This window comes from Corynebacterium sp. HMSC075F02 (assembly GCF_001838335.1).
Classification (GTDB): Bacteria; Actinomycetota; Actinomycetes; order Mycobacteriales; family Mycobacteriaceae; genus Corynebacterium; species Corynebacterium jeikeium_D.
In genome coordinates this window covers 125,139-150,045 of record NZ_KV836306.1, presented here as the reverse complement: position 1 = coordinate 150,045, position 24,907 = coordinate 125,139, and the positions used below count along the sequence as shown (strand labels likewise).

Below are 24,907 nucleotides of genomic sequence, written 5' to 3'. Positions count from 1 at the left end.
CGCCTCCCGCGGTAGTTACATTGTGATATCCACGGCAACTTTGGAGGATTTGTGGCACAGAGGATCGTAATCATTGGCGGCGGCCCAGCCGGCTACGAAGCAGCGCTGGTTGGCGCCAAGTACGGTGCTGAAGTCACTGTGGTTGAGGATGCCGGTATGGGCGGTTCTTCCGTCCTGTGGGATTGCGTTCCCTCTAAGGCCTTCATCGCGGCGACGGGCGTTCGTACCGATATGCGCCGTGCGGACGAGATGGGTCTTCGCCCGGACTTCTCCCAGCGTAAAATCGACTTCACTGCGGTCAACGAGCGCGTTAAGCGCCTGGCGCAGCAGCAGTCTGACGATGTTCGCGCACAGATGGAGCGCGAGGGCATCAAAATGCTGCAGGGCCGCGGTCGTCTCGATGACCACGACCCGGGCCGTGTAACTCACTACGTCACCGTCGACTTGCTCGAGGGCGGCGAGGTCACTCTTGAAGCCGACCTGGTGCTGGTCTGCACCGGTGCGTCCCCACGTATTCTGCCGGGTGCAATTCCTGATGGTGACCGTATTTTGACCTGGCGTCAGGTTTACGAACTGGAGGAGCTGCCGGAGCACCTCATTGTGGTCGGTTCTGGTGTTACCGGTGCTGAGTTCGTATCCTCGTTCACCGAGTTGGGTGTGAAGGTCACCATGGTCGCTTCGCGTGACCGTATCCTGCCGCACGAGGATGCTGACGCTGCAGATGCCCTGGAGGAGGTCCTGCTGGAGCGCGGTGTGGACGTTGTGAAGAACGCCCGCTGTGATCTTGTCGAACGCACTGAGGACGGCGGCGTTCGCGTCGTCACTTCCGACGGCCGTGAGGTCTTCGGCTCCCACGCGTTGATGACCGTCGGATCGATTCCGAACACTGCGGATATGGGTCTGGACGCAAGTGGTGTGAAAATGACCCCGTCTGGCCACATTCACGTTGACCGTGTTTCCCGCACCAACGTGCCGGGTATCTACGCTGCCGGTGACTGCACCGACTTGTTCCCGCTGGCTTCCGTTGCAGCTATGCAAGGTCGTATTGCGATGTACCACGCCCTCGGTGAAGGTGTTTCGCCAATTCGCCTGCGCACCGTTTCCTCGGCAGTGTTCACCCGCCCGGAGATTGCGACTGTTGGTGTCTCCCAGGCTCAGATTGAGTCCGGTGAGGTCTCCGCTCGTGTTGAGGTTTTCCCGCTGGCAGGTAACCCGCGTGCGAAGATGCGCTCGCTGCGCCACGGCTTCGTCAAGCTGTTCTGCCGTAAGAATTCCGGCATGATTATCGGTGGTGTGGTGGTCGCTCCGACCGCCTCGGAGCTGATTCTGCCAATTGCTGTGTGTGTCTCCAACCAGCTCACCGTCGATGACCTGGCAAGCTCCTTCTCTGTCTACCCGTCGCTGTCTGGCTCGATTACTGAGGCTGCTCGTCAGCTGATGGCACACGACGATCTGGACTAATGCTGGTATCGCGACTGGCAACATGACCGGCCGCACTCGTAATTAAAACAAGCCGAGCCCCGAAAGTGGGGCTCGGCTTTTTGGCTGTGCAATAAGAACGTACCGATGCGCTTATGCTGCGCTTACTTGCTGGAGAGTTCAGCGTACTTAGCGGTGACTTCCTCCACAGACGGATTCGTGGCGTGCTCGCCATCGGAGTACAGCACAGTCGGCACAACGCGGTTGCCGTCATTGACGGACTCAACCCACTTCGAAAGGTCGTCGTGCTTTTCGACGTCCCAAGCCTCAAACGGAGTGCCGTTTTCCTTCAGGCCAGCAATGAGGTTCTGGCAGAAAGGGCACCAGGCCGCAGCGTAAATGGTCACGTGTTCGGTGGTCTGTGGAGTCTTCACATCAGTCATACTTAGTCCAACGCGCGGACCAAGGCCGATATTCCATTGCGCAATACGTCCGCCGGGCAGTAGCCCCACCTCAGAGCCTTGCTCGGCACCCTTCCCAGATGCTCTTCGGAGGCTTTCCTTCCGAGGCTTTTAAAGGAAGCTAATCCTCTAGACGCCGCCACGTGCAGAAGCGGTAGCGTAGGCCGGTCGTTGACGTCTGCCACGGGCCATCCTCGACACGAACCCAGTCGTAGAGGTCGGGAGCCATGACCGGTACCGGGACATTGACATCAGTATCAATGTCGGTGACCACGCATTCGTCGGCAAGCGAAAGTGCATCGCGATAGACACGTCCGCCCCCGATAATCCATGCTGCGGGCTCGTCGGCGACGGCTGCGAGTGCCGCTTCGAGGCTGGCTGCGGATTCAGCGCCGGGGAAATCGGACACGGAGCGCGAAAGGACGATGTTTCGACGACCCGGGAGTGGACGGAACTTGGGATTCAGCGAGTCCCACGTGCGACGCCCCATGATGACTGGTGCGCCCATCGTCGTTGTTTTGAAATGCTGAAGATCTTCAGGCAGATGCCAGGGCATAGTCGCGCCGTCGCCGATAATGCCGGCCCGAGACTGCGCCCAAATCATCCCTACAAACGGGGGCTTTGCGCTGGTGGAAGCGGTGGACTCGTTCATGTCGACACTCACCTTTCGCTGACTTAGACAGCCACCTGACCGCGAATCAGAGGATGCGGGTCGTAGCCGATGACCTCGATGTCCTCGTAAGCGTAGTCGAAAATGCTGTCGGCCTTCCGAAGCTTCAGCGTGGGGTAGGGGCGTGGCTCACGGGAGACCTGCAGTTCGCACTGTTCAATGTGGTTGTCGTAGATGTGGCAATCACCACCGGTCCAGATGAACTCACCAACGTCCAAGCCCGCCTGCTGCGCCATCATGTGCGTCAACAGTGCATAGGAAGCGATGTTAAATGGCACGCCCAGGAACATGTCCGCGCTGCGCTGGTAGAGCTGGCAGCTGAGCTTGCCATCTGCGACGTAGAACTGGAACAGCAGATGGCATGGCGGCAGCGCCATATTGGAAATCTCGGAGACATTCCATGCGCTGACGATGTTGCGGCGGCTATCCGGGTTGGACTTCAAAGTCTCCAGCGCCTGTGCAATCTGGTCGATGTGGTGCCCATCCGGAGTGGGCCAGGAGCGCCACTGCACGCCATAGACCGGGCCGAGGTCGCCGTTGTTGTCTGCCCACTCATCCCAAATAGTCACTCCGCGGTCCTGGAGCCACCGGACGTTCGAATCGCCGCGGAGGAACCACAGCAGCTCGTACACGATGGACTTCAGGTGCACCTTCTTAGTGGTGATCAGTGGGAAGCCCTCGTTCAGATCAAAGCGCAGCTGGCGGCCGAACACTGAGCGAGTGCCCGTGCCAGTGCGGTCTGATTTAGCTGCTCCGTCAGCGAGAATTTCGCGCAGCAAATCCTCGTACGGAGTCTGAATGCCCTGATGAGCCTGTGTTGTGATGTCAGTGGAGTCGGTCATAGCCGCCCTAGCTTACCTACTTCTGCTCTTGATTCTTGAATTCCTTCACCGCTGCCAGAATCTCCTCCGACAGGTCCGGTCGGCAGAACAGCATATCCGGCAGGAAAGTATCGACATTATTGTAGGTCGGCGCGGAGCCGTCTAGGCGGCTGACATGCAAACCGGCGGACTTAGCGACACCAACCGGCGCTGCCGAATCCCACTCGTACTGACCACCGTCGTGGATGTAGGCGTCGTAGTCACCGAGCAGTACGTGCATTGCCTTCGCACCAGCGGAGCCCATCTCTACCAGCTCCATGCCCAGCTTGTCAGCGACGTACTTTGCCACAGCCGGTGGGCGAGTACGCGATACGACAATCTTGCCCGCACGCGGCCCCTGGACAGCCTTGGCCTCACCCGTGTGGAAAACCTGGCCGTGATCCGGCAGACCAACAGCAGCGTGGGTCGGCTGACCGTCCTCTACCAGAGCGACATGAACTGCCCAGTCCTGGCGGCCCGAAGCGAACTCACGCGTGCCATCGAGTGGGTCAATAATCCACACCCGCTTTGAGTCCAGGCGCTCACGGTTATCCGCGGCTTCCTCCGACAGCAGTCCGTCGTCCGGACGGTGCTGCTCCAGTACGCGGGCAATCCACTCCTGTGCCAGTGCGTCGCCGGCATCTCCCAGAATGCGGCCACGCAGCAGGCCTACGTTGCGGACACCCTTGAGAATTTCACTGGCGCCCACGGCAAGTCGATAGGCAAGAACATCATCTTCAATGTAGGCAGACATGACTTAGATACTATTAGCTTTTTCCCAACCCCGCTTTGCGACGGGATGCCGCGCCCCATCCTCACCGCATCCGAGTGGCTCCATGGGCTTAATGCCTCACTTTGCGCAGGCGTTAGGTGAGCTGCGCTAACTCCAGATGCCGACTACGCATCCTGACTAGACTTAAGTGGCATGAAGACCTTGCTGAATATCATTTGGCTGTTGTTCGGTGGCCTGTGGCTTGCTTTGGGCTACATTTTCTTCGGCGTTCTTGCCTGTATTTTGATTGTCACAATTCCCGCTGGTGTGGCCTCGTTCCGCATGGCTTCTTATGCACTGTGGCCGTTCGGACGCTCCGTGGTGGAGCGTTCCGGACGGGGCGCGGTCGGTGCCGTTAGTGCCGGTGTGATGAATGTAATCTGGTTCCTCATCGCCGGTCTGTGGCTGGCCATCGGTCACATCATGACTGCGGCGGCGCAGGCTGTCACCATCGTTGGAATTCCACTGGCGGTGGCCAACGTCAAGATGATTCCGGTGACCTGCTTCCCATTCGGCAAGGACATTGTGAAGGGCTACCGTGTGGACGGCTACGCGGTGAAGATTTAGAGGGATACAAATAACAACAGCCCGCCCGCAGCGAGAATCAGTTCAAGCCGAGGGCGGACTGTTAGTTATCTAGGCCAGTTGGCCAGAAGACGTTAGCGCTTGTCGCGGTACCAGGTCAGCAGCGCATCGGTGGAGGCATCGCCCGAATCCGGTGCAACTTCACCGGTAACAGCAGGCAGTAGGTCGCCAGCCTGCTGCTTGCCCAGCTCGACGCCCCACTGGTCGAAGGAGTTCAGGCCCCAAACAATGCCCTCGACGAAGGTGATGTGCTCGTAGAGTGCAATCAGCGCACCGACAGCGTCCGGGGTCAGTTCCTCGGCCATGATGGTCGTGGTCGGACGGTTACCTGGCATGACCTTGTGCTCTACGAGTTCCTCGGCAACGCCCTCTGCGCGAATTTCTTCTGCGGTCTTACCGAAGGCCAGCACCTTGGTCTGTGCGAAGAAGTTACTCATCAGTAGGTCGTGCATAGAACCTTCGCCGGAAGCCGTCGGCAGATCCTGGCGTGGACGGGCAAAGCCGATGAAGTCAGCCGGAACTAGGCGAGTTCCCTGGTGAAGGAGCTGGAAGAAAGCGTGCTGGCCGTTCGTTCCCGGCTCACCCCAGAAGATTTCTCCGGTGTTGTAGTCCACCCTCTTGCCGTCGGTACGCACGGACTTACCGTTCGATTCCATGGTGAGCTGCTGAAGGTACGCCGGGAAGCGAGAGAGATCTTCAGAGTAGGGCAGCACGGCATGCGACTGAGCGTCGAGGAAGTTTGAGTACCAGACATTCAGCATGCCCATCAGTACCGGCACGTTCTGCTCCAGCGGAGCGTTGAGGAAGTGCTCATCCATTGCTCGGAAGCCCTGCAGGAAGCGCATGAAGTCCATCGGGCCAACGACTGCCATGATGGACAGGCCGATGGCGGAGTCGACGGAGTAGCGGCCGCCGACCCAGTCCCAGAAGCCAAACATGTTCTCAGTGTCGATGCCGAATTCGGCGACCTTTTCGGCATTCGTGGAAACGGCAACGAAGTGCTTGGCGACGGCTTCTTCGCTACCCAGTTGCTGGATAAGCCAGCGGCGAGCTGCGTGAGCGTTGGAGAGCGTCTCCTGCGTGGTGAAGGTCTTGGAAGCGACAATAAACAGCGTGGACTCCGGATCGACCTCATCCAGAACCGCCTGCAGGTCAGATGGGTCAACATTAGAGACAAAGCGGGCATCAATGCCGGCAGTGGCGTAGGTGCGCAGCGCCTTGGTCACCATTGCCGGGCCCAAGTCGGAGCCACCGATGCCGATGTTGACCACAGTCTTAATAGTGTGACCCGTGTATCCCAGCCAGTCTCCACTGCGGAGGCTGCGAGCGAAATCGCGCATGCGGCCGAGCACCTCATGCACGTCGGCAGCGACATCCTGGTCGCCGACGGTCAGATTTTCCTCTGCTGGCAGGCGCAGCGCTGTGTGCAGCACGGAGCGGTTTTCAGTGGTGTTGATCTTGTCACCGCGGAACATCTTCTCGCGTGCTTCTTCGATTCCAGCTGCACGAGCGAGCTCAACCAGCTCGGCAAAACCGTCGAGGCACATCAAGTTCTTGGAGAGGTCAACGTGGAGAGTGCCAGCATCGAAAGTCAGCTTCTCAGCGCGGCCTTCTTCAGTTGCGAAGAGCTCACGCAGCGAGGTGCCGCGGACGTTGTCCACGCGCTTAGCCAGCTGAGCCCACTGCTCGGTTCCAGTGATATCTACAGTCATTCCTGCTCCCAGGTAATTTTTGACGAAATGCACTTTATACATCCCCAGACTAGTTGCGTTTTGGCGCTCTCGCCGGGCGGCTGGATTCGACCAGGCGTGACCACAATCTGCCAGCAACTCGAGTCCGCAGTGCTCATGCGTCGCCCCATCCGCCACCTACGAGCCCCTAGCCCGCTTCAGCAAAGGCACCTACCCTGGAAAATATGACTGATTTCACTCCCGATTACGACAACATCCTCAAAGACGTCCCCACGGGTCTTCTCCTCGGCGGTGAGTTCCGTCCTGCGTCGAATGGCGAGACCTTCGACGTAATTAATCCCGCCACAGATAATCCGCTGGTCAAGGTCGCTTCTGCCACTGAAGAGGACGCGAAGCGGGCGCTTGACGACGCCGTCGCCGCCCAGAAGGAGTGGAAGGCAACCCCGCCCCGCAAGCGCAGCGAGATTCTTTACCGCGCATTTGAACTCATCCGTCGGGATGCAGATAAGTTGGCCCAGCTGCAGTCCCTGGAGATGGGCCGTGCGCTGCCGGATTCCAAGGCCGAGGTCGGCTACGGTGGCGAGTTTTTCCGTTGGTTCGCTGAGGAGGCTGTGCGTATCTCCGGCGATTACCGAATTTCTCCGAGCGGAACCTCGCGCGTCGCGGTGATTAAGCAGCCGGTCGGCCCGGTTTTGGCTATTACGCCGTGGAATTTCCCGCTGGCTATGGGGGCCCGCAAGATCGCCCCGGCACTCGCCGCCGGCTGCCCGGTCATTATTAAGCCCGCGTCCAAAACTCCGCTGACCATGCTCTACCTGGGCAAACTGCTTATCGAGGCCGGTGTCCCCGCAGGCGTGATCTCCGTGCTGCCAACAGGACACTCAGCCAACGTTTCGGCCCTGCTTTCCGATGACCGCCTGCGCAAGTTCACCTTCACCGGTTCCACCGAAGTTGGCCAGATGCTCGCTGCGAAGGCCGCGGAGACCTCGATGAAAGTCTCCCTTGAACTCGGCGGAAATGCTCCGTTTGTCATTCTCTCTGATGGCGATGTCGAAAAGGCTGTGCAGGCAGTCAGTGACGCCAAGCTCCGCAATGGCGGCCAGGTGTGCATCGCCCCGAATCGCTTTATTGTTCATGAAGCCAAGAAGGATGCGTTCGTCGAGGGCGTCGTCAAGCGTTTTGCGGAGCTGAAGTTGGGCGAGGGTACCGATCCGGCGACGGACCTTGGGCCACTCGCGCTGCGTGATCAACAGGAAAAGGTTCGTGATCTGGTTGACGATGCGGTCAAGCGCGGTGCGAAAGTAGAGTGCGGCGGCAAGATCCCAGATCTCGGCGGCGCGCTTTCCGACGGCTACTTCTTCGAGCCCACAGTTCTGACCGATGTGCCCGAGGATGCGGATATTGTCCGCGAAGAGATTTTCGGTCCGGTGGTTGCAGTGACAACCTTCACGGACGATGAGCACGCGATTGAGCAGGCAAATGACACGATCTTTGGTCTGGCGGCGTATGTGTTCAGTGAGAACCTGACCAAGGCACTTGGTGCGGCAGAGGCATTGGAGTCCGGCATGGTTGCGGTCAATAAGGGCTCGCTGTCGGACCCGTCGGCGCCGTTCGGTGGTGTCAAGCAGTCCGGTCTTGGCCGTGAGGGCGGCTTCACCGGTATCAATGAGTTCCTAGAGGAAAAGCTGATTTCCCTGGAAGGCTAGCAGGACAGGTAGCTGGCGAGGGTTAGCCCAGGCGACCGCGTCCCATGCGCAGCAGCGCCGACGCGATTGCCGGGCCCTCTGGGCCAAGTGCGTCGCGGAACTCGTTGATGATCTGCACCTCTCGGCCGTGCACGAGACGCGTGCCGCCAGATCCCAGGCGGGTTTTGCCGACGGCCTTACTGATTGCGGTGCGGCGTTGAATGGCATCGATAATCAGCCCGTCAAGGCGGTTGATTTCCTTGCGGTACTGTTCGATCTCCGCGGAGCTCAACGGGTCATCGGTACCGGTGGGGGTGCGGACTTCAAAAGGGGATACTGCCGCCGCCTGCTGGCTGTGCTCGGCGCCGTCGGTGTTGTCGGTGTGTGCGGCGCGAGTGTCCGCAGGGTTTTCGCTCATAGTTCTTATTGTGCCAAAGGATTCGAACAGTCCAATCCGGGGGCTCGGCTACTGTAGTAGCCATCATGGGAAATGAAACTGGAATGCTGTTCGGGTCCTTCAATGCTGACGATGGACGTAGTGGCGATAGCCATGCTGGTTCGAACCACGGTGAGGCGGGCGGTGCTACGCCTGGCCGTGGTGGGTTCGGCCACTTCGCCAGCGCTGGTAGCAATAGCGCACCGAGTGACGCTGCCAGCTTTGGCGGCGGTTTTGGCGGTGGCTTCGAGCCCAGTTTTGATTCAGAGTCGCTGCTAGAGGGGCTTAATCCGCAGCAGCGCCAAGCAGTGGAGCACATTGGTTCACCACTGTTGATTGTGGCTGGAGCGGGTTCAGGAAAGACATCTGTGCTGACGCGCAGGATTGCATACCTGATCGGTGCGCGTGGGGTCCTGCCAAGCCAAATTTTGGCTATTACCTTTACCAATAAGGCCGCAGCCGAGATGCGCGAGCGTGTGGCGGGACTGGTCGGTGACCAGGCGCGGCGTATGTGGGTGTCCACGTTCCACTCCATGTGTGTGCGCATACTGCGCATGCAGCATGCGCTAGTACCGGGGCTTAATTCCAATTTCTCTATTTATGATTCGGACGACTCCCGGCGTTTGCTGTCCATTATCGCTAAGGACATGGACCTAGATGCCAAGAAGTTCACCGGCCGCGTGCTCTCGTCGCGTATCTCCAATCTCAAGAATGAGTTGATTGACCCGGAGAAGGCCCTCGCGGACGCGTCGACGACGCGCAATCCTTTTGATGACGTCGTTGCACGGGTTTACCTGGAGTACCAGACCAGGCTACGGGCGGCTAATGCCGTGGACTTTGACGATCTAATCGGTGAGGTCGTTCGGATTTTCACCAATCACCCGCAGGTTGCAGAGTATTACCGTCGCCGTTTCCGGCATGTGTTGGTGGACGAATACCAGGACACCAACCATGCGCAGTATGTTTTGGTCTCGACGCTCGTCGGCAAGCCCGGTGGAGATGTGCCTCCGAGTGAGCTGTGTGTGGTGGGCGATTCGGACCAGTCCATTTATGCCTTCCGTGGTGCGACTATTCGCAATATTGAGGAGTTTGAGAAGGACTATCCGGAGGCCACGTCGATTCTGCTGGAGCAAAACTATCGCTCGACGCAGACGATTCTGTCGGCGGCCAATGCGTTGATTGCGCGCAATGAGAACCGCCGGGAGAAGAAGCTGTGGACCGATCTCGGTGAGGGCGGCAAGATCAAGGGCTACGTGGCGGACAATGAGCACGATGAGGCTCGGTTTATCGCTAACGAGATTGAGCAATTGGTCGACTACGGGCCGTACTCGTATTCAGATGTGGCGATTTTCTACCGCACCAATAATTCCTCCCGTGCGCTAGAGGATGTCTTCATTCGTATGGGCGTTCCGTACACGGTGGTTGGTGGCACCAGGTTCTATGAGCGTAAGGAAGTACGCGATATTGTCGCCTACCTGCGCGTTATTGAGAACTTCGACGATGATGTTTCGCTGCGTCGCATTATCAATACGCCGCGCCGCGGAATCGGTGACCGTGCGGTGGCTCATGTGTCGCTCTATGCCGAGGACGAGAGGTGCTCGTTCGGCACGGCGCTACGTGCCGTAGCGGAGGGTAAGGTTCCGGCGGTGGCGGCGCGGAGTCGAAACGCGATGGCGGCGTTCGTCGAGATGATTGATGGCTTGGCGGCGGATATGGCATCCGGTGAACTGGCCGATATCGGTGATTTGGTCAACGCGATTATTGATCGCAGTGGGTACAAGTCGGAGCTCGAGCGCTCCAATGATCCGCAAGATGCCACGCGCCTGGACAACCTCAATGAGCTCGTCAGCGTTGCGCGGGAGTTCTCTGCAGAGGCGCGGATGATGTCGTCGGTGGATATTAGCGCTGATGTAAATGAAGGCTCTGGCGCTGCAGCTGATGCTGAAAGCGGTGCTGATACTAGTGGCGAGTCCGAGGTGGAATCTGGAATCGCGAATGACCTCGCGCGTGATTTCGCGGCCGACTTCGACAACGATGGGGAAGCGGAACCGGGAAGTCTGCAGGCATTCCTCGAGCGAGTTTCTCTGGTGGCCGATGCGGATCAGATTCCGGATGATGACACCGGTGTAGTGACGTTGATGACGCTACATACGGCTAAGGGCCTGGAGTTTCCGGTGGTATTTCTCATTGGCTGGGAAGACGGACTGTTCCCGCACCTGCGCGCCCTGGGCGATCCGAAGGAGCTGGCTGAAGAGCGACGTCTGGCCTATGTGGGTATTACCCGAGCTCGCAAGCAGCTGTATCTCACGCGCGCTGTGACTCGGTCCTCGTGGGGTTCGCCGCAGAATAATCCGCCTTCACGTTTCCTGGGGGAAGTCCCAAGCGACCTGATCGATTGGCTGCGCGAGGCTCCGGCTCGCAGCTGGGGCGCCGGTTCTGGTGGTTTTGGTTCTGGTGGCTACGGCGCGGGCAGCGCGTTTGGTCGTGGCCATGGTGCCTCGTCGGGCTTCGGTTCCAGCTCGGGCTTCGGCTCTGGTGGATCCTCTAACTCTGGTGCGTCATCCCGAAAGAAGAATCAGGTCTTGCACCTAGAGCCCGGTGACAAGGTTGTTCACGACAAGTACGGCTTAGGCACTGTGCTTGAGGTCCAAGGGGCCGCGCCCCGGGCAACTGCGATGATTGACTTTGGATCCGCAGGTAAGGTCCGCATGATGCTTATCGGCGGCGTGCCCATGGAGAAGTTGTAAAAGAACAACCACCGCCCGACTGGCCGTCCCTACCCGCGGCCGTGCACGTGCCACTATCGCGTGGAGGCTACTTAGGCTTCTTCGCTGTCACCCAGCAGTTGATGGTGGCATCTTGTACTTCGGTGCCGTTGGCATCGGTCAGCACGATGTGGACGGGAAAATCTACCCCACCAGTCTCCGGTGTGATGGTGGAGAAGTCCGGCAACTCAGCCTTGGCCACAGCCGTCAGGCCACCAACGGAGATGCGCTTGTAGTTCGTCGTCATGCCCTTTGGAACCCAGCGATGCGTTGTCGGTACGCTGGCCTCACAGAGCATGCCCATCGCGAATTCAGCGAGGTTACACGCAGCAATCGCATGCACGGACTTAATGTGATTACGCACGCCCCACCAAGCGGGCATGCGCGCTACCGCCAGTCCAGGCTGCATCGTCTCTAGCTTGGGACAGATTGTGCGGAAATATGGCGCCGTCAATGCGGCGGTTAAGGAAAATAGACGCTTGCCGACGACTGGAGTCGCAGCCAACTTCTTCCACATGCGGAATGTTTGAGTCTCTGCCATGTGTCAAGAGTAAAGCCCCAGTACCGGCGGCGATGCCGGTTTCTGAAAAATTTAATCAGGGGAGGCTTGCAGCCGCGGTCAAACAGGGGCCGGTGCACAGGTAGGGCCTTCGCAGAGCGGCCAGGCTTGCTCGTACCTGTGCCGATACCTGATTAGTTCAGGTTCAGACCACGCTGGATGAACCAGGTCACCGGGTCGACCGGAGTGGTGCCATCCGGGTGGATCTCGAAGTGGAGGTGCGTACCGGTGGAGAAGCCGCGGTTGCCCATACCGGCGATGACCTGACCAGCTCGGACAGCTTCTCCGACAGCAACGTAGATGGACTCGATGTGGCCGTAGACGGAAACAGAGCCGTCGTCATGGCGAACGCGAATCCACTGGCCGTAGCCCTGAGCCGGGCCTGCATCGATAACAGTGCCGTCCATGACGGACATGATTGGGGTGTTGGTGACGTTAGCCAGGTCGACACCGTAGTGGAAGGTTCCCCAGCGTGAGCCGAACGGTGAGGTCAGCAGCCCCACGGTCGGGATGGAGAGTTTCGGAGCGCGGGCAGCCTGGTCGCGAGCAACGCGCTCCTGGTTGTACTGCAACGCCGTAGCGAGGTGGTCGCTGAGGTTAGTGCTCGGATTGAAGGAGCTGGAGGCCAGCACCATCGGAGCGTTGTTCTTCGGCTGAGCAGCGCGGGTCTGAGTCGAAGCTGAGTTCTCCGGAGCCTTATTCTCGGTCTCAGCTGCGTGGGCGACCGCGTTGGAGGAAGCGATCGTCGATGCGGACAGTGCGACCAGTGCTGCGCGAGAAGTTGCGGAAACCTCTACCTTGCGGTGCTTTCCGCCTCCGCGACGAGCATTGAAAAACGTCACTTCAATCTCCCTGCCAACGAAACTCTTTGTAACCCAACTGTTATCTAACTTCTGCGATAATAACGGTTCGATATAGGGCAAGCAACTTGTTTTTAGAGAACTTGTTCGCTGATTCGTCAGTTTCAGTTCAATAGGGCCGTGCTGTGGCCGTGGGGCTGTTGTCTTGTATCACGGATCCGGTGAAGCGCAACCGGTGTGTTGCCAGGGGATTTATGGCGGATGCCCCTTAATCGAGGGGCTGGGTAGGGGGATCGGCAAGTAGTTTCCGGGTGAACTAAGGGTGTGGTCGCGGGGGTGGCAAAAAGTAACCCATCGGCGTTGACAAATGGAAACCAAAGGTGAAGCCACTTTGGGGGGGGGGAGGGGGCAAAAGGAGATCGGACTCAACGGATACCGTCCGTCCTGGGATCCGTACCTTCAAATTAGACTCTGCAATGCCTAAACAAAGAGGCGTTGTATGTATGGCACTATATGGCCATGGCTGTGACGCACCCTTGCGTGGCACCCTATCTATATAGGTGGGCAATCAGCTGTCAATGATTAGACGCGGGAAGGACGATGTCACTGTGAAAGGCGCGGATTCGCGGAGAGGTTCCTCCGGTAGCGATCGAAATCGGCGAAGCCGCACCGGTGCCGGTGGCAGCGGCGGGGGTTCCCGTAGCGTCCGCAGCGAGCGCACTGCCCGCGCATGGCAGAATACGCAGGCCGGTCAGACTGGCGGTGCGCGCAGCGTCGGTGCCGACAGCAATCGAGCCGCCACGACGAAGATGAAAGCGGGGGGCTCCGGAACGTCGTCACGCAAGGGGCGTCCCTCGGGGTTCCGTCGTTTCATTAACTCGCCTCGTACACGCCGGTTTGGGCTGTCTGTTGCCGGTTCTTACGGCGTCGTATTGCTGTTCATCATCTCGGTAGCTCTGATTGGCGTCATCGTCAGTGGCGCTGGAATGTCTCCGCTTCCAGCGAGTATCGCGTCGATGTGGATGATCTTTAACCTCGCGCCGTTCCGTTTTAACGGCACGACGCTGGGGCTCACACCAGCACTGCCCGCGGTGCTGATGGTGTTGTTCATCGCCTGGCGTGTACGCCGCGAAGTCGCTGACCGCATCAGCATCAAGGATGTCCGCGCGTTGGTCGGCGCGTATCTGGGCACGCCCATTGTTCTCACCATCATCGCGTGGCTCATGCTTTACGACGCGTCGAAGGTGTTTCCCCGCGTTCAGACCCCTAGTTTCGGCCTTGCGATTGCAGCCGCGCTGCTTGTAAATCTCGTGGCCTTGGTGCTGGGAATGGGGCAGCGGTTGCTGCGTGCACTACTGCTGCGCCGGAAGCTGCCGGAGTGGTTGCTCGGGTCGGCCCGTCTGGCGGGCAGCTACGTGGCATGGCTGTGGCTGGCCGGTGTTGTGGTGACACTCGTTTCGCTGATTTGGCATCGAGAGTTGCTGGCAGAGACATTTGCAATCACGGATACCGTCGGTGAAAGTGTTGCGGTCAGCGGCCTCTCGCTGCTGTACCTGCCAAATGTGGCCTTCGGTGCTGTCGGTGTGCTGGTGGGCGGAAAATCGACGTTTGGGCCAGCGGAGGCTGGGCTGTTCGCAGTGCACCCGGCTCAGCTGCCACCGCTGCCGATTTTGGCTGCCATGCCTCAGTCGCTGGTGCACTGGGCTTTCGGAGTGCTGATTGTGCTACCGCCAGCCGTTGCGGCTTGGCGCGTCGTGGCATTCCTGAAGAAATCTGCACCGAAGCAGCCCTACCTGGTCGTCGTTCTCGCTGCCGTGTGGTCGATCATCTTCCTCATGGGGCTGGCTTGGCTGCTCGGCGGTGAGGTTGGCATCTTTGGGTGGGCCGGTGCCTCCTGGTGGCTGACTGGACTGCTCGGCTCGATGTGGCTGGTTGTTCCGGGGGCCATCGTGGTTGTTGCGATGACCGGTGTGCCGTCACTTGGTAGGGACAAGGGAGTCTCGGAAGTGGCCGCCGAGAAGTTCCCGCCGAAGCCTGCGGGAGATGGAAACGGTCATGCTGAGGCTGAGGATGCCGGCGACGCCGATAAGTCCGACAATGACGGGAGCGGTTCGGAGGAGTCGGAGGAGATTGTCGACGGGGAAGTCGTAGCGACCTCCGAAGATGAAGCGACCTCCGAAGACGAAGCCGAGTCCGACACAGAGGAGGAATCAGAGTCCGGTGCTGAGTCTGAAGACACTTCAGAAGACGCTGAGGAATCGGACGACTCTGAAGAGGATTCAGAAAGCGCCGCAGGCGGAGAAGCATCGGGCGAAGTAGATGCGACCGACGAGGACGAATCCGATGAGGACACCGAAGACTCGGAGGAAGGCGGCGACGGGGAACCGTCGTCAAGCCAAAAGAGCTAAGCCAACTTAGGGGGAGCGGAATTTGGGGTCTCTGCCGGGCTGGGTAAGCTAAACGCCGTGACTGAAGCACAGCCCGTCGCAGAAATTTCGCACAATAATTCCTCCAGCAAGCAGCTCCGCATCGTAGTCCTGGCCTCTGGCCTGGGCTCCCTTTTGCAGTCGATGCTGGAACTGCTGGACGCTGAAAAGGTTCAGATTGTCGCGGTTGGTTCGGACAAGGATTGTCCGGCGCTGGAGAGGGCTCAAAACCTCAATATCCCAACTTTTCGGGTGCCTTTCGATGCTGAGGCAAAGAAGGACCGAGAAGGTTGGGATATTCGTGTTTTAGAGGCCGTGAACAGTTTTTCGCCGGATATCGTTGTCTCGGCGGGTTTCATGCGCATTCTGGGGCCATCATTTGTGGAGGCCTACAGCAATCGCATCATTAATACGCACCCAGCGCTGCTGCCGTCCTTCCCAGGGGCGCGTGCGGTACCGGATGCACTTGACTACGGGGTGAAGGTCACCGGCACGACCGTGCATATCGTTGATAATGGAGTGGACACCGGGCCGATTCTGGCGCAACAGCCAGTGGCCGTCGAGGACGACGACACGGTGGAGACCCTGCACGAACGAATCAAGGTTGTCGAACGCCGACTCCTGGTTGATGTATTGCACTCGATTGCCGATCACGGAATTGAGCGTGACGGACGAAAGGCTTATCTGAAATGACCAACGACAACACGCAGCGTAAACCGATCAAGCGCGCTCTGATTAGCGTCTACGACAAGACTGGGCTCGAGGAGCTGGCTCGCGACCTGCACGAGGCTGGCGTGGAAATCGTTTCCACCGGTTCCACGGCTGGCAAGATTGCTGCAGCTGGCGTGCCTGTGACCCCGGTTGAGGATCTCACTGGTTTCCCGGAGTGCCTCGAGGGCCGCGTGAAGACGCTGCACCCGCGTGTTCACGCCGGCATTCTGGCTGATACCCGCAAGGAAGACCACCTGGCTCAGCTGAAGGAGCTCGGTGTGGAGGCTTTCCAGCTCGTTGTCGTTAACCTGTACCCGTTCCGGGAGACCGTTGCCTCGGGCGCTTCCTACGACGAATGCGTGGAGCAGATCGACATTGGAGGCCCGTCGATGGTTCGCGCTGCGGCGAAGAACCACCCGTCGGTTGCCATCGTCGTCGACCCGGCTCGTTACGGCGATGTCGCTACCGCCGTGAAGGAAGGCGGCTTCACCCTCGAGCAGCGCCGTGAGTTCGCTCGCGACGCATTCCTGCACACCGCTGATTACGACGCAGCTGTGTCCAACTGGTTTGTTGAGCAGCTCGGTGGCGCTGAGGGATCCACTCCGACTCCGCTGCGCTACGGCGAGAACTCTCACCAGTCGGCAACTCTGACCCGCATTGGTACCAAGGGGCTGGCAAACGCCAAGCAGCTGAACGGCAAGGAGATGTCGTACAACAACTACCAGGATGCCGACGCCGCATGGCGTGCCGCCTGGGATCACGAGCGCCCGTGTGTGGCAATCATCAAGCACGCTAACCCGTGCGGCATCGCAGTCTCGGATGAGTCCATCGCCGCAGCTCACCGCGCAGCTCACGCATGTGACCCGATGTCCGCATTCGGCGGTGTCATTGCCGTCAACCGCGAGGTCTCCGTTGAGATGGCCGAACAGGTCAAGGACATCTTCACCGAGGTCATCGTCGCTCCGTCCTACGAAGACGGTGCCGTTGAGGTGCTGAAGGCCAAGAAGAATCTGCGTATTCTCGTCGCCGAGTACGAAGCACCGACCACCGAGAACAAGTTTATCTCGGGTGGTCTGCTCACCCAGGATCCGGATACTTACCAGGCAGAGGGTGATAAGCCGGAGAACTGGGAGCTGGCCACCGGCGAGGCATTGAATGCTGAAGAGCTGGCTGAGCTCGAGTTTGCATGGCGCTCCGTCCGCGCTGTGAAGTCCAACGCCATCCTGCTGTCCAAGAACAACGCCACCGTCGGCGTCGGCATGGGCCAGGTCAACCGCGTGGACTCCGCAAAGCTCGCCGTTGAGCGCGCAAATACGCTTGCCGACGGAGAAAACCGTACTCAGGGGGCCTACGCTGCGTCCGATGCCTTCTTCCCGTTCGCTGACGGTCTGCAGGTCCTGATTGATGCCGGTGTGAAGGCAGTTGTCCAGCCAGGTGGTTCCATCCGTGACGAAGAGGTCATAGCTGCTGCCAAGGAAGCTGGCGTCACCATGTACATGACAGGTACTCGTCACTTCTTCCACTAATTCCTTACTGGATTAGGGGCTAACCGCCGCGGTGCTAACTGTCACCTCGGCGGTTTTTCTCTACCCGGACGTGTGGGGACCTGTGGGCGAGGATGTGTGTCTGTTGTCGAGCCGTGGTCTATGTGAACACACGCTGAGGGCAGGCGCTGGTGATAATTATGCAGACGAAATGGCTCCAATGCGTTTAACATAAGGGCTTATGTCACGTAGAACCGAAGCGCGACGGCGTCGAGAAGCAGAGATTCTCTCCGCTGCTGCTGCGATCCTGGCCGACCGAGGGTTTCATCAGACTCGGTTGGAGGATGTTGGCTCCGCTGTCGGCATTTCTGGCCCAGCTCTTTACCGTTACTTCAGCGGCAAGGAAGAGCTGTTGGCGCAGATCCTCATCGATATTTCTATCCGACTTGTCGATGGTGCGCGAGCAGTTCTCGATCGAGCAAAGAGCAATGATTGGGAGCCAGAGGAGACTCTTCGGGGCCTCCTTGCGCATCACGTGCATTTTGCAGTCACGGAGCCCGATCGCATTCGTGTCCAAGAGCGCGAAGGGGGAAATCTGGCGCCAGAGCAGAGCGCAAAAGTGCGTTCCTTGCAGCGTCTTTACATGGTCTTATGGGTGGACGCTCTGCGTGAACTACAGCCCGAACTCACCTCCGACGAGGCGCAGCTTAAAGTCCAGCTCACCGCTGGGTTGATTAACTCTTCCAGGCATGTGCTCAAATGGGCGGGCCCCGAGGCGACAAGGGAAAATGCCTTTGAGATGGCCCTCGCTGCGCTGGGCATTAACAACCAATAATCCGTATTCATTCTTCTGCCGTCTGGCCTCACTGTGCTCAGCAGTGTGAGGTCAGGCGGCTTTGTTGTGCGGTGCAGGGCGCTCACATTCAGTTGAATTCACCCCCGAAACAGATTTCTAGGGGAAACATAAATCTCTATTGGAAACATGTTGCGACCTCGGGGAGAGGTGTGTATTTCAAGCTGCATAAAAGACTTCCGGGGGTGAAAGTGTGGTCTAAGAAACAAAATTTGTTGTGAGGTGACTGGGGTCACATTAATCTTTTCGTCAAGAAAGTTAATAGTCATTAACGGAAAGTATTTCGCCCATGACTCACGCTCCAGCATTGACCAACCGACAGCGCCACGAAGAGCTCGTCGCAGAGCTCAAAGAGCTGCTTAGCACAACAGCACGCGGTGGTTCCGAACGTGCCCGTGCTCGCCATATTTCCCGCGGTAAGCTGCTGCCACGTCAGCGCATCAACCAACTGCTTGACCCCGGCAGCCCTTTCCTTGAGGTCGCACCGCTAGCGGCCCACGAAATGTATGGCGGCAAGGTTCCGGCTGCTGGCGTCATCGCCGGCATTGGCATCATCGAAGGTCGTCGCTGCCTGGTTGTAGCCAATGACGCAACCGTTTCCGGCGGAACGTACTACCCGTTGACTGTCAAGAAGCACCTGCGCGCACAGGAGATTGCCAGCCTTAACCACTTGCCGTGCATTTACCTGGTCGACTCCGGCGGGGCCATGCTTCTCAACCAGGATGAAGTTTTCCCTGATCGCGATCATTTCGGTCGCATTTTCTACAACCAGGCCAACCTTTCCGCTCGCGGGATTCCGCAGATTGCCGCCGTGATGGGATCCTGTACCGCCGGTGGCGCCTATGTGCCGGCGATGAGCGATGAAGCGGTCATTGTGAAAAACCAGGGCACCATCTTCCTGGCAGGCCCGCCACTGGTTAAGGCTGCAACTGGTGAAGATGTCACACCAGAGGAACTCGGTGGCGGCGAACTGCACTCCAAGACCTCCGGCGTTACTGACCACCTCGCGGTTAACGATGCCGACGCACTGCGTCGTGTCCGCGATATCGTCGCAACGCTCCCCAAGGACCCGGAAGTTCCGTGGGACACAGAATCCACCGTCTCGCCGACTCGCAACCAGACCGATCTTTACGATGTCGTCCCCGTCGATGCCAAAGTGCCTTACGACGTTCACGAGGTTATTGAAATTATTGTGGATGGAGGTCAATACCAGGAGTTTAAGGCCGAATTTGGTACGACCCTGGTCACTGCTTTCGCCCGCATCCACGGCCACCGCGTCGGCATTATCGCCAACAACGGCATTCTCTTCGCGGAATCTGCGCAGAAGGGCGCGCACTTCATCGAGCTGTGTGATCAGCGCGGCATCCCACTGGTATTCCTGCAGAACACCACGGGCTTCATGGTTGGTCGCGAATACGAGGCCGGCGGTATCGCAAAGCACGGCGCCAAGATGGTCAACGCCGTGGCTACCACCCGCGTGCCCAAGTTCACCGTAGTCATCGGTGGTGCCTTCGGCGCCGGCAACTACTCCATGTGCGGTCGCGCATATTCGCCGCGCTTCCTCTGGATGTGGCCGAATGCTCGCATTTCCGTCATGGGCGGTCCACAGGCGGCGATGACGCTGTCGACGGTTCGTCGCAACCAGATTGAACGCTCAGGTGAGAGCTGGTCGCAGGAAGAGCAGGAGGAGTTTGAAGCTCCGATCCGCGAGCAGTTTGAGCGCCAGTCGCACTGCTATTACTCATCGGCTCGCCTGTGGGATGACGGTGTCATCGATCCCGCAGATACCCGCCGAATTCTTGGCATGGCCCTCGATGTGGCAAGTGGCGCGCCCCTGGATGAACAGGGCTTCGGCGTCTTCCGCATGTAGTAACCAGCTAAAAACTCTCGACACCGCATTTTCTGGAAAGGAAACACAGGGCACATGACAGCGCACAACACGCAGCCCCACGCAGCTGGCGGCAGCCTGAGTACCGTATTGGTCGCAAACCGCGGGGAGATTGCCTGCCGCATTATTCGAACCCTTCGTGACAACGGAATTCGCTCCGTCGCGGTCTACTCGGATGCCGATGCCGACGCCCCTCACGTCCGCATGGCGGATATGGCCATCCACATTGGCCCATCTCCGGCACGTGAGTCCTACCTGGTTATCGACAAGATTATCGATGCCGCTCGCCGCTGCGACGCAGACGGAATCCACCCCGGTTACGGCTTTCTGTCTGAAAACGCAGACTTCGCGACCGCCTGTGAGGAAGCAGGTATTGAATTCATTGGCCCACCGGCCAGTGCCATCAACACCATGGGTGACAAAATCTCCGCCCGCGCTGCCGTCGAAGCCCGCGATGTTCCCACCGTGCCGGGTCTGTCTCGCCCCGGGCTTAGCGACGAGGACCTCATTGAGGCAGCCCCATCGATTGGCTTTCCGGTACTGATTAAGCCGTCGGCAGGCGGTGGCGGCAAGGGGATGCACCGCGTGGAAAACGCTGCTGACCTGCCGGCTGCGCTCGCGACGGCCCGTCGTGAAGCGGCGGGTGCCTTCGGCGATGACTCCCTGTTCATCGAGCACTTCGTCGACACCCCGCGGCATATCGAGGTGCAGATTCTCGCAGATAAACACGGCAATGTAATCCACTTGGGCGAGCGTGAGTGCTCGCTGCAGCGACGCCATCAGAAGGTCATCGAGGAAGCACCGAGCCCTCTGCTGGATGAGGAAACGCGCAGCGCAATTGGTGAAGCGGCCTGTGACGCGGCCCGCTCGGTCGGCTACGTCGGCGCGGGCACGGTGGAGTTCATTGTGCCGGCGAAGGACCCGTCGTCGTTCTTCTTCATGGAGATGAATACGCGCCTGCAGGTTGAGCACCCCGTGACTGAGCAGGTCACCGGCCTGGATCTGGTGGCGCTGCAGGTTGACATTGCCTCGGGACGCCCACTGCCGGTTGCTCAGGAAGATGTAACTCTCACCGGTCACTCGATTGAAGCTCGCGTGTATGCCGAAGACCCGGCGGCGGGATTCCTGCCCACCGGTGGCACGGTCACACGTGTCGTCGAGCCGAGCGGGGCGGGAATCCGGGTGGATTCCGGCATTGTCGACGGTTCCGAGGTCTCATCTCTCTATGACCCGATGTTGATGAAGATCATCTCCCATGGGGAAAACCGTGAGCAGGCGCTCGAGCGGTTGGACCGAGCGCTCGGAGACACCGTTGTCGCAGGTGTCGGAGTCAATATCGACTTTTGTCGCTACCTGCTGAACGTCCCCGAGGTTCGCGCCGGCGATCTTGATACCGGTCTGCTCGACCGCGTGGCGGAAGGCTTCGCCACCTCCGAAACACCGGACGATGTCTACCTCGCCGCTGCGATGGACTGGCTGACTTCCCGCTTTGAACAAGCCACCGACTCACCGTGGCTGACCCCGGATGGCTGGCGTGCCAGTGCGCCTGCCGCGCAGCGCATTCGCTTTGGGGCAGGGGAGGACTCGCGTCTGATCTCGATTGTGGGCACCCCGGCGAGTGCTGACGTCGTTGTCGGTGACGTAGTCGCAGGTCTGTCGGCCGAAGCGGAGAACGAAGATATCGACGTTCCAGAACCGCGAAATTACAAAGTTTCGGTCTTTCGCGACGGGGAACATCTGCGCATCGTCCGCGACGGAGTCGCACAGCACTTCCTGGTCGAGACCATCGACAATGCGGGGTCGGCGAACCACGAAGAGTACGTCGTCGCCGGTGCCCACGGCACCTGGGTATTGCCCCGCACCGAGGTAGTCACCACCGGTGCCGAAGCCGATGCAGGCGGCTCTGGCGTCATCCAAGCTCCGATGCCCGGCGCGATTATCGCGTTGGCGGTGGAGGAGGGAGCCCGCGTCGAAGCTGGTGAGGCTCTGTTGGTCATGGAGGCCATGAAGATGGAGCACACTCTCACTGCCGAAATTGCAGGTGAGGTTAGCTTCACCGTCGCGCCGGGCGATCAGGTCACCGGTGACCAGCAACTGGCGGTCATCACTGTGGCCGAAGCCGAGGAATAAAAACCCACACGAAACGCACCAACCAGGTCTAACGCCAATCAAGTCCCACACCTACAAAATCTTTTAAGGAGCACTCATCATGTCCGAAAGCACCAAGATTGCAACCGCCATCCTCGACGACGAATACGTGGAACTGCAGAAAGTAGTTCGCGAATTTGCCAACGAAGTTGTCGACCCGGTTTCCGCCGAGCACGACCGCAACCACACTTTCCCGTACGAGGTTGTCTCGCAGATGGGCGAAATGGGCCTGTTCGGTCTGCCATTCCCCGAGGAAGTCGGTGGCATGGGCGGTGACTACCTGTCCTTCGGTATCGCCCTGGAGGAGCTGGCTAAAGTCGATCAGTCGGTCGCTATCACCCTGGAAGCCGGCGTTGGTTTGGGCGCCATGCCAATCTTCCACTTCGGCAATGACAAGCAGAAGGAGACCTACCTGCCCGAGCTGACTGCTGGTAAGAAGCTCGCTGGCTTTGGTCTCACCGAGCCGGATGCAGGTTCCGACGCCGGCGCCACCCGCACCACAGCCCGTGAAGACGGCGATGATTTCGTCATCAACGGCGCCAAGCAGTTCATCACCAACTCCGGCACGGATATTACTTCGCTGGTTACTGTCACCGCAGTCACCGGCCAGAAGGAAGATGGCAAGAAGGAGATTTCTACCATCATCGTGCCGAGTGGCACGGAGGGCTTTGTCGCGGAACCGGCTTACGACAAGGTCGGTTGGAATGCCTCCGACACCCACCCACTGACCTTCACCGATGTTCGCGTCCCGCAGGAGAACCTGCTGGGCACCCGTGGTCGCGGCTTCGCTAACTTCCTGTCCATCTTGGCCGAGGGGCGTGTCGCAATCGCAGCGCTTGCCACCGGTGCTGCGCAGGGTTGTGTTGATGAGTCGGTCCGCCACGCCAAGGAGCGCCACTCCATGGGCCGTGCGATTGGTGAATACCAGGCTGTTTCCTTCAAGATTGCCCGTATGGAAGCGCGTGCGCATGCCGCACGGATGGCGTGGTACGACGCAGCCGCAAAGATGGCCGCGGGCGCAGAGTTCCGTCGTGAAGCGTACATCGCCAAGATGATTGCCTCGGAGGCTGCGATGGACAACGCGCGCGACGCGACGCAGATTTTCGGCGGCTACGGGTTCATGAACGAGTACCGCGTGGCACGCCACTACCGCGACTCCAAGATCCTGGAGATCGGCGAGGGCACCACAGAAGTGCAGCTCATGCTGATCGCGCGCGGATTGGGGCTGTAAAAATGGCTGACAACAACGCAACCGAAGTCACCCGCGACGTCGTGCAGCGCGGACTGTGGTTCGAAGAGTACGAGGTTGGCGCGCGTTACCTGCACCGTCCGGGGCGAACCGTCACTGAAACCGATGACGTCCTCTTCACGACGCTGACCATGAACACCCAGCCACTGCATCTGGATGCGCACTGGTCGAGCCAGCAGCCGGGATTCGGAGGCGAGCGCCTGGTCAATTCGATGTGGACGCTGTCGACGGTTGTCGGGCTGTCTGTCGGGCAGCTGACGCTCGGCACCATCGTCGCCAACCTCGGCTTCACCGAAGTGGCGTTTCCCGCACCGGTGTTCCACGGCGACACCCTGTACGCAGAGACCGTCTGCCGTAACAAGCGCCTGTCCAAGTCCCGCCCCAACCAGGGCATTGTCGAGCTCGAGCACATTGGACGCAACCAGGACGGCACCGTCGTCTGCCGCGCAGTCCGTTCCACGCTCGTCCAATGCGCACCGACTTCGCTTGACGACGGCTCCGAGAACGCAGCTTCAGCGGGGAAGTGAGTGGCTCATGTCTACGCATAACTCCTGGCAGCCGCTGGGCCCTGCAATTCTGTTTGCGCCGGCCGATCGGCCAGAGCGATTCGGCAAAGCTGCTGACCGCGCCGACATGGTGATTCTGGATCTGGAGGATGGCTGTCGCGCAGAAAACCGTGAGGCTGCCCGCGAGGCTATCGTCTCCTGTGACCTCGATCCGGCCCGCACCATTGTGCGTGTCAATCCACCGGAGGTTGAGGACTACGCAGCGGATATTGACATGCTGCGTGGCACCGCTTTCCGCCAGGTGATGCTGCCCAAGGCTTCCTCGGCGCAGCAAGTGGATGAGTTGGTAGCGGCACTGGGGGAGAAGACCCAGGTCATTGCCCTTATCGAAACTCCGCTTGGGGTCATGCGCGCCGAAGAGCTGGCGCAGGCCGATGGCGTCGTTGCGCTGTTCTGGGGCGCAGAGGACCTGGTGGCGGGCTTGGCGGGAACGTCATCACGCTTTAGCGAAGCAGAGGCTGCACTCGCGCCGGGCCGTATCTATGCGGGCAGCTACCGCAGTGTGGCGGTACATACCCGCAGCCACGTTCACCTGGCGGCAGCGGCGCACGGTAAGGCCAGTCTGGATTCCATCTACGTCAATATCTCCGACGCGGATGGGCTAGCTGCGGAGGCAGCCGATGCCGCTGCGTTGGGATTCGCTGCCACCGTCTGTATTCACCCAGGTCAGGTCCCGACAATCCGCCAGGCTTATCGCCCTAGCGACGAGGAGATTGACTGGGCGCGTCGGCTCTTGGCGGAAGCGGAAAAGAACACCGGTGCCTTCAGTTTTGACGGCCAGATGGTGGATGCGCCGCTCTTCCGTCAAGCAGAAGCCATTGCTCGGCGAGCCGCTGTAACCGGTTAGTCCCACAGCCGGTAACTACCACTGATTTATCC

At 59.5% G+C, this 24,907-nt stretch carries 21 protein-coding genes; 13 read left to right on the top strand and 8 right to left on the bottom strand.

Annotated features, from left to right (window positions below; translation table 11 throughout):
• Nucleotides 1–51 precede the first annotated feature (51 nt).
• Nucleotides 52–1,461, top strand: a complete 1,410-nt coding sequence (locus tag HMPREF2920_RS01765) for an NAD(P)H-quinone dehydrogenase (RefSeq protein ID WP_038627803.1) — start codon at nucleotides 52–54, stop codon at nucleotides 1,459–1,461.
• A gap of 122 nt (nucleotides 1,462–1,583) precedes the next feature.
• Here HMPREF2920_RS01765 and HMPREF2920_RS01760 read toward each other — a convergent pair whose 3' ends face one another.
• The 4 genes from HMPREF2920_RS01760 to HMPREF2920_RS01745 all read right to left on the bottom strand — a co-directional run bounded on the left by HMPREF2920_RS01760 (nucleotide 1,584) and on the right by HMPREF2920_RS01745 (nucleotide 4,164).
• A complete protein-coding gene (locus HMPREF2920_RS01760; protein ID WP_038627805.1) occupies nucleotides 1,584–1,862 on the bottom strand; it encodes a mycoredoxin in 279 nt (92 codons plus the stop codon).
• Nucleotides 1,863–2,001: 139 nt separating this feature from the next.
• Nucleotides 2,002–2,532 (bottom strand): dihydrofolate reductase, encoded by a 531-nt coding sequence (locus HMPREF2920_RS01755; protein WP_070545717.1) that lies wholly within the window; start codon nucleotides 2,530–2,532, stop codon nucleotides 2,002–2,004.
• Between the two features lie 23 nt (nucleotides 2,533–2,555).
• Nucleotides 2,556–3,392, bottom strand: a complete 837-nt coding sequence (locus HMPREF2920_RS01750) for a thymidylate synthase (RefSeq protein ID WP_070545720.1) — start codon at nucleotides 3,390–3,392, stop codon at nucleotides 2,556–2,558.
• A 16-nt stretch (nucleotides 3,393–3,408) separates the two neighbouring features.
• Nucleotides 3,409–4,164 carry a 3'(2'),5'-bisphosphate nucleotidase CysQ gene (locus HMPREF2920_RS01745; protein ID WP_038627816.1) on the bottom strand — a complete coding sequence of 252 codons (756 nt, stop codon included), beginning with the start codon at nucleotides 4,162–4,164 and terminating at the stop codon, nucleotides 3,409–3,411.
• 171 nt (nucleotides 4,165–4,335) lie between these two features.
• On the opposite strand from HMPREF2920_RS01745, the gene HMPREF2920_RS01740 reads away from it, so the two are divergent.
• Nucleotides 4,336–4,749, top strand: coding sequence for a YccF domain-containing protein (locus tag HMPREF2920_RS01740; protein WP_049171975.1), 414 nt, complete (start codon nucleotides 4,336–4,338; stop codon nucleotides 4,747–4,749).
• Between the two features lie 92 nt (nucleotides 4,750–4,841).
• Here the strand turns inward: HMPREF2920_RS01740 and pgi are convergent, their stop codons facing one another.
• Nucleotides 4,842–6,479 carry a glucose-6-phosphate isomerase gene (pgi, locus tag HMPREF2920_RS01735; RefSeq protein ID WP_070549730.1) on the bottom strand — a complete coding sequence of 546 codons (1,638 nt, stop codon included), beginning with the start codon at nucleotides 6,477–6,479 and terminating at the stop codon, nucleotides 4,842–4,844.
• 203 nt (nucleotides 6,480–6,682) lie between these two features.
• Here pgi and HMPREF2920_RS01730 point away from each other — a divergent pair, with 203 nt between their 5' ends.
• Nucleotides 6,683–8,164: an NAD-dependent succinate-semialdehyde dehydrogenase gene (locus HMPREF2920_RS01730; RefSeq protein ID WP_070549731.1), complete on the top strand. Its 1,482-nt coding sequence runs from the start codon at nucleotides 6,683–6,685 to the stop codon at nucleotides 8,162–8,164.
• A gap of 22 nt (nucleotides 8,165–8,186) precedes the next feature.
• On the opposite strand, the gene HMPREF2920_RS01725 is transcribed toward HMPREF2920_RS01730, so the two are convergent.
• On the bottom strand, nucleotides 8,187–8,561 hold the full coding sequence (locus HMPREF2920_RS01725; protein WP_049171980.1) for a chorismate mutase: 375 nt from the start codon (nucleotides 8,559–8,561) through the stop codon (nucleotides 8,187–8,189).
• 65 nt (nucleotides 8,562–8,626) lie between these two features.
• On the opposite strand from HMPREF2920_RS01725, the gene HMPREF2920_RS01720 reads away from it, so the two are divergent.
• Nucleotides 8,627–11,326, top strand: a complete 2,700-nt coding sequence (locus tag HMPREF2920_RS01720) for a UvrD-helicase domain-containing protein (RefSeq protein WP_016422162.1) — start codon at nucleotides 8,627–8,629, stop codon at nucleotides 11,324–11,326.
• Between the two features lie 67 nt (nucleotides 11,327–11,393).
• On the opposite strand, the gene HMPREF2920_RS01715 is transcribed toward HMPREF2920_RS01720, so the two are convergent.
• Both HMPREF2920_RS01715 and HMPREF2920_RS01710 read right to left on the bottom strand, forming a co-directional pair.
• A complete protein-coding gene (locus HMPREF2920_RS01715; protein WP_038627827.1) occupies nucleotides 11,394–11,885 on the bottom strand; it encodes a hotdog fold domain-containing protein in 492 nt (163 codons plus the stop codon).
• A gap of 152 nt (nucleotides 11,886–12,037) precedes the next feature.
• Complete coding sequence (locus HMPREF2920_RS01710; RefSeq protein ID WP_016422164.1) at nucleotides 12,038–12,745, bottom strand: M23 family metallopeptidase; 708 nt, start codon at nucleotides 12,743–12,745, stop codon at nucleotides 12,038–12,040.
• A 536-nt stretch (nucleotides 12,746–13,281) separates the two neighbouring features.
• Here HMPREF2920_RS01710 and HMPREF2920_RS01705 point away from each other — a divergent pair.
• The 9 genes from HMPREF2920_RS01705 (at nucleotide 13,282) to HMPREF2920_RS01665 (ending at nucleotide 24,875) form a co-directional block, all read left to right on the top strand.
• Nucleotides 13,282–15,111 carry a cell division protein PerM gene (locus tag HMPREF2920_RS01705; protein ID WP_016422165.1) on the top strand — a complete coding sequence of 610 codons (1,830 nt, stop codon included), beginning with the start codon at nucleotides 13,282–13,284 and terminating at the stop codon, nucleotides 15,109–15,111.
• A gap of 57 nt (nucleotides 15,112–15,168) precedes the next feature.
• Nucleotides 15,169–15,822, top strand: coding sequence for a phosphoribosylglycinamide formyltransferase (gene purN, locus HMPREF2920_RS01700; RefSeq protein WP_016422166.1), 654 nt, complete (start codon nucleotides 15,169–15,171; stop codon nucleotides 15,820–15,822).
• Nucleotides 15,819–17,366 (top strand): bifunctional phosphoribosylaminoimidazolecarboxamide formyltransferase/IMP cyclohydrolase, encoded by a 1,548-nt coding sequence (purH, locus tag HMPREF2920_RS01695; RefSeq protein ID WP_016422167.1) that lies wholly within the window; start codon nucleotides 15,819–15,821, stop codon nucleotides 17,364–17,366. The genes purN and purH overlap by 4 nt, the downstream gene beginning before the upstream one ends.
• A 199-nt stretch (nucleotides 17,367–17,565) precedes the next feature.
• Nucleotides 17,566–18,159 (top strand): TetR/AcrR family transcriptional regulator, encoded by a 594-nt coding sequence (locus HMPREF2920_RS01690; protein WP_016422168.1) that lies wholly within the window; start codon nucleotides 17,566–17,568, stop codon nucleotides 18,157–18,159.
• Nucleotides 18,160–18,466: 307 nt separating this feature from the next.
• Nucleotides 18,467–20,047 carry a carboxyl transferase domain-containing protein gene (locus HMPREF2920_RS01685; protein WP_049172754.1) on the top strand — a complete coding sequence of 527 codons (1,581 nt, stop codon included), beginning with the start codon at nucleotides 18,467–18,469 and terminating at the stop codon, nucleotides 20,045–20,047.
• 54 nt (nucleotides 20,048–20,101) lie between these two features.
• Nucleotides 20,102–22,195, top strand: a complete 2,094-nt coding sequence (locus tag HMPREF2920_RS01680; RefSeq protein ID WP_069359441.1) for an acetyl-CoA carboxylase biotin carboxylase subunit — start codon at nucleotides 20,102–20,104, stop codon at nucleotides 22,193–22,195.
• Between the two features lie 79 nt (nucleotides 22,196–22,274).
• Nucleotides 22,275–23,444: an acyl-CoA dehydrogenase family protein gene (locus HMPREF2920_RS01675; protein ID WP_070429811.1), complete on the top strand. Its 1,170-nt coding sequence runs from the start codon at nucleotides 22,275–22,277 to the stop codon at nucleotides 23,442–23,444.
• A gap of 2 nt (nucleotides 23,445–23,446) precedes the next feature.
• Entirely contained in the window at nucleotides 23,447–23,989 is a 543-nt protein-coding gene (locus HMPREF2920_RS01670; RefSeq protein WP_070601223.1) for a MaoC family dehydratase, read from the top strand.
• 7 nt (nucleotides 23,990–23,996) lie between these two features.
• Nucleotides 23,997–24,875, top strand: a complete 879-nt coding sequence (locus tag HMPREF2920_RS01665) for an HpcH/HpaI aldolase/citrate lyase family protein (protein WP_070549733.1) — start codon at nucleotides 23,997–23,999, stop codon at nucleotides 24,873–24,875.
• Nucleotides 24,876–24,907 lie beyond the last annotated feature (32 nt).

What these genes read in the sequence shown, in the direction of transcription:
- pgi (WP_070549730.1), bottom strand. Translation starts at nt 6,479, where the DNA reads ATGACTGTAGATATCACTGGAACCGAGCAGTGGGCTCAGCTGGCTAAG.
- HMPREF2920_RS01750 (WP_070545720.1), bottom strand. Translation starts at nt 3,392, where the DNA reads ATGACCGACTCCACTGACATCACAACACAGGCTCATCAGGGCATTCAG.
- HMPREF2920_RS01740 (WP_049171975.1), top strand. Translation starts at nt 4,336, where the DNA reads ATGAAGACCTTGCTGAATATCATTTGGCTGTTGTTCGGTGGCCTGTGG.
- HMPREF2920_RS01690 (WP_016422168.1), top strand. Translation starts at nt 17,566, where the DNA reads ATGTCACGTAGAACCGAAGCGCGACGGCGTCGAGAAGCAGAGATTCTC.
- HMPREF2920_RS01720 (WP_016422162.1), top strand. Translation starts at nt 8,627, where the DNA reads ATGGGAAATGAAACTGGAATGCTGTTCGGGTCCTTCAATGCTGACGAT.
- HMPREF2920_RS01680 (WP_069359441.1), top strand. Translation starts at nt 20,102, where the DNA reads ATGACAGCGCACAACACGCAGCCCCACGCAGCTGGCGGCAGCCTGAGT.
- HMPREF2920_RS01760 (WP_038627805.1), bottom strand. Translation starts at nt 1,862, where the DNA reads ATGACTGATGTGAAGACTCCACAGACCACCGAACACGTGACCATTTAC.
- purH (WP_016422167.1), top strand. Translation starts at nt 15,819, where the DNA reads ATGACCAACGACAACACGCAGCGTAAACCGATCAAGCGCGCTCTGATT.
- HMPREF2920_RS01705 (WP_016422165.1), top strand. Translation starts at nt 13,282, where the DNA reads ATGATTAGACGCGGGAAGGACGATGTCACTGTGAAAGGCGCGGATTCG.
- HMPREF2920_RS01745 (WP_038627816.1), bottom strand. Translation starts at nt 4,164, where the DNA reads ATGTCTGCCTACATTGAAGATGATGTTCTTGCCTATCGACTTGCCGTG.
- HMPREF2920_RS01675 (WP_070429811.1), top strand. Translation starts at nt 22,275, where the DNA reads ATGTCCGAAAGCACCAAGATTGCAACCGCCATCCTCGACGACGAATAC.
- HMPREF2920_RS01685 (WP_049172754.1), top strand. Translation starts at nt 18,467, where the DNA reads ATGACTCACGCTCCAGCATTGACCAACCGACAGCGCCACGAAGAGCTC.
- HMPREF2920_RS01670 (WP_070601223.1), top strand. Translation starts at nt 23,447, where the DNA reads ATGGCTGACAACAACGCAACCGAAGTCACCCGCGACGTCGTGCAGCGC.
- HMPREF2920_RS01665 (WP_070549733.1), top strand. Translation starts at nt 23,997, where the DNA reads ATGTCTACGCATAACTCCTGGCAGCCGCTGGGCCCTGCAATTCTGTTT.
- HMPREF2920_RS01725 (WP_049171980.1), bottom strand. Translation starts at nt 8,561, where the DNA reads ATGAGCGAAAACCCTGCGGACACTCGCGCCGCACACACCGACAACACC.
- HMPREF2920_RS01715 (WP_038627827.1), bottom strand. Translation starts at nt 11,885, where the DNA reads ATGGCAGAGACTCAAACATTCCGCATGTGGAAGAAGTTGGCTGCGACT.
- HMPREF2920_RS01730 (WP_070549731.1), top strand. Translation starts at nt 6,683, where the DNA reads ATGACTGATTTCACTCCCGATTACGACAACATCCTCAAAGACGTCCCC.
- HMPREF2920_RS01755 (WP_070545717.1), bottom strand. Translation starts at nt 2,532, where the DNA reads ATGAACGAGTCCACCGCTTCCACCAGCGCAAAGCCCCCGTTTGTAGGG.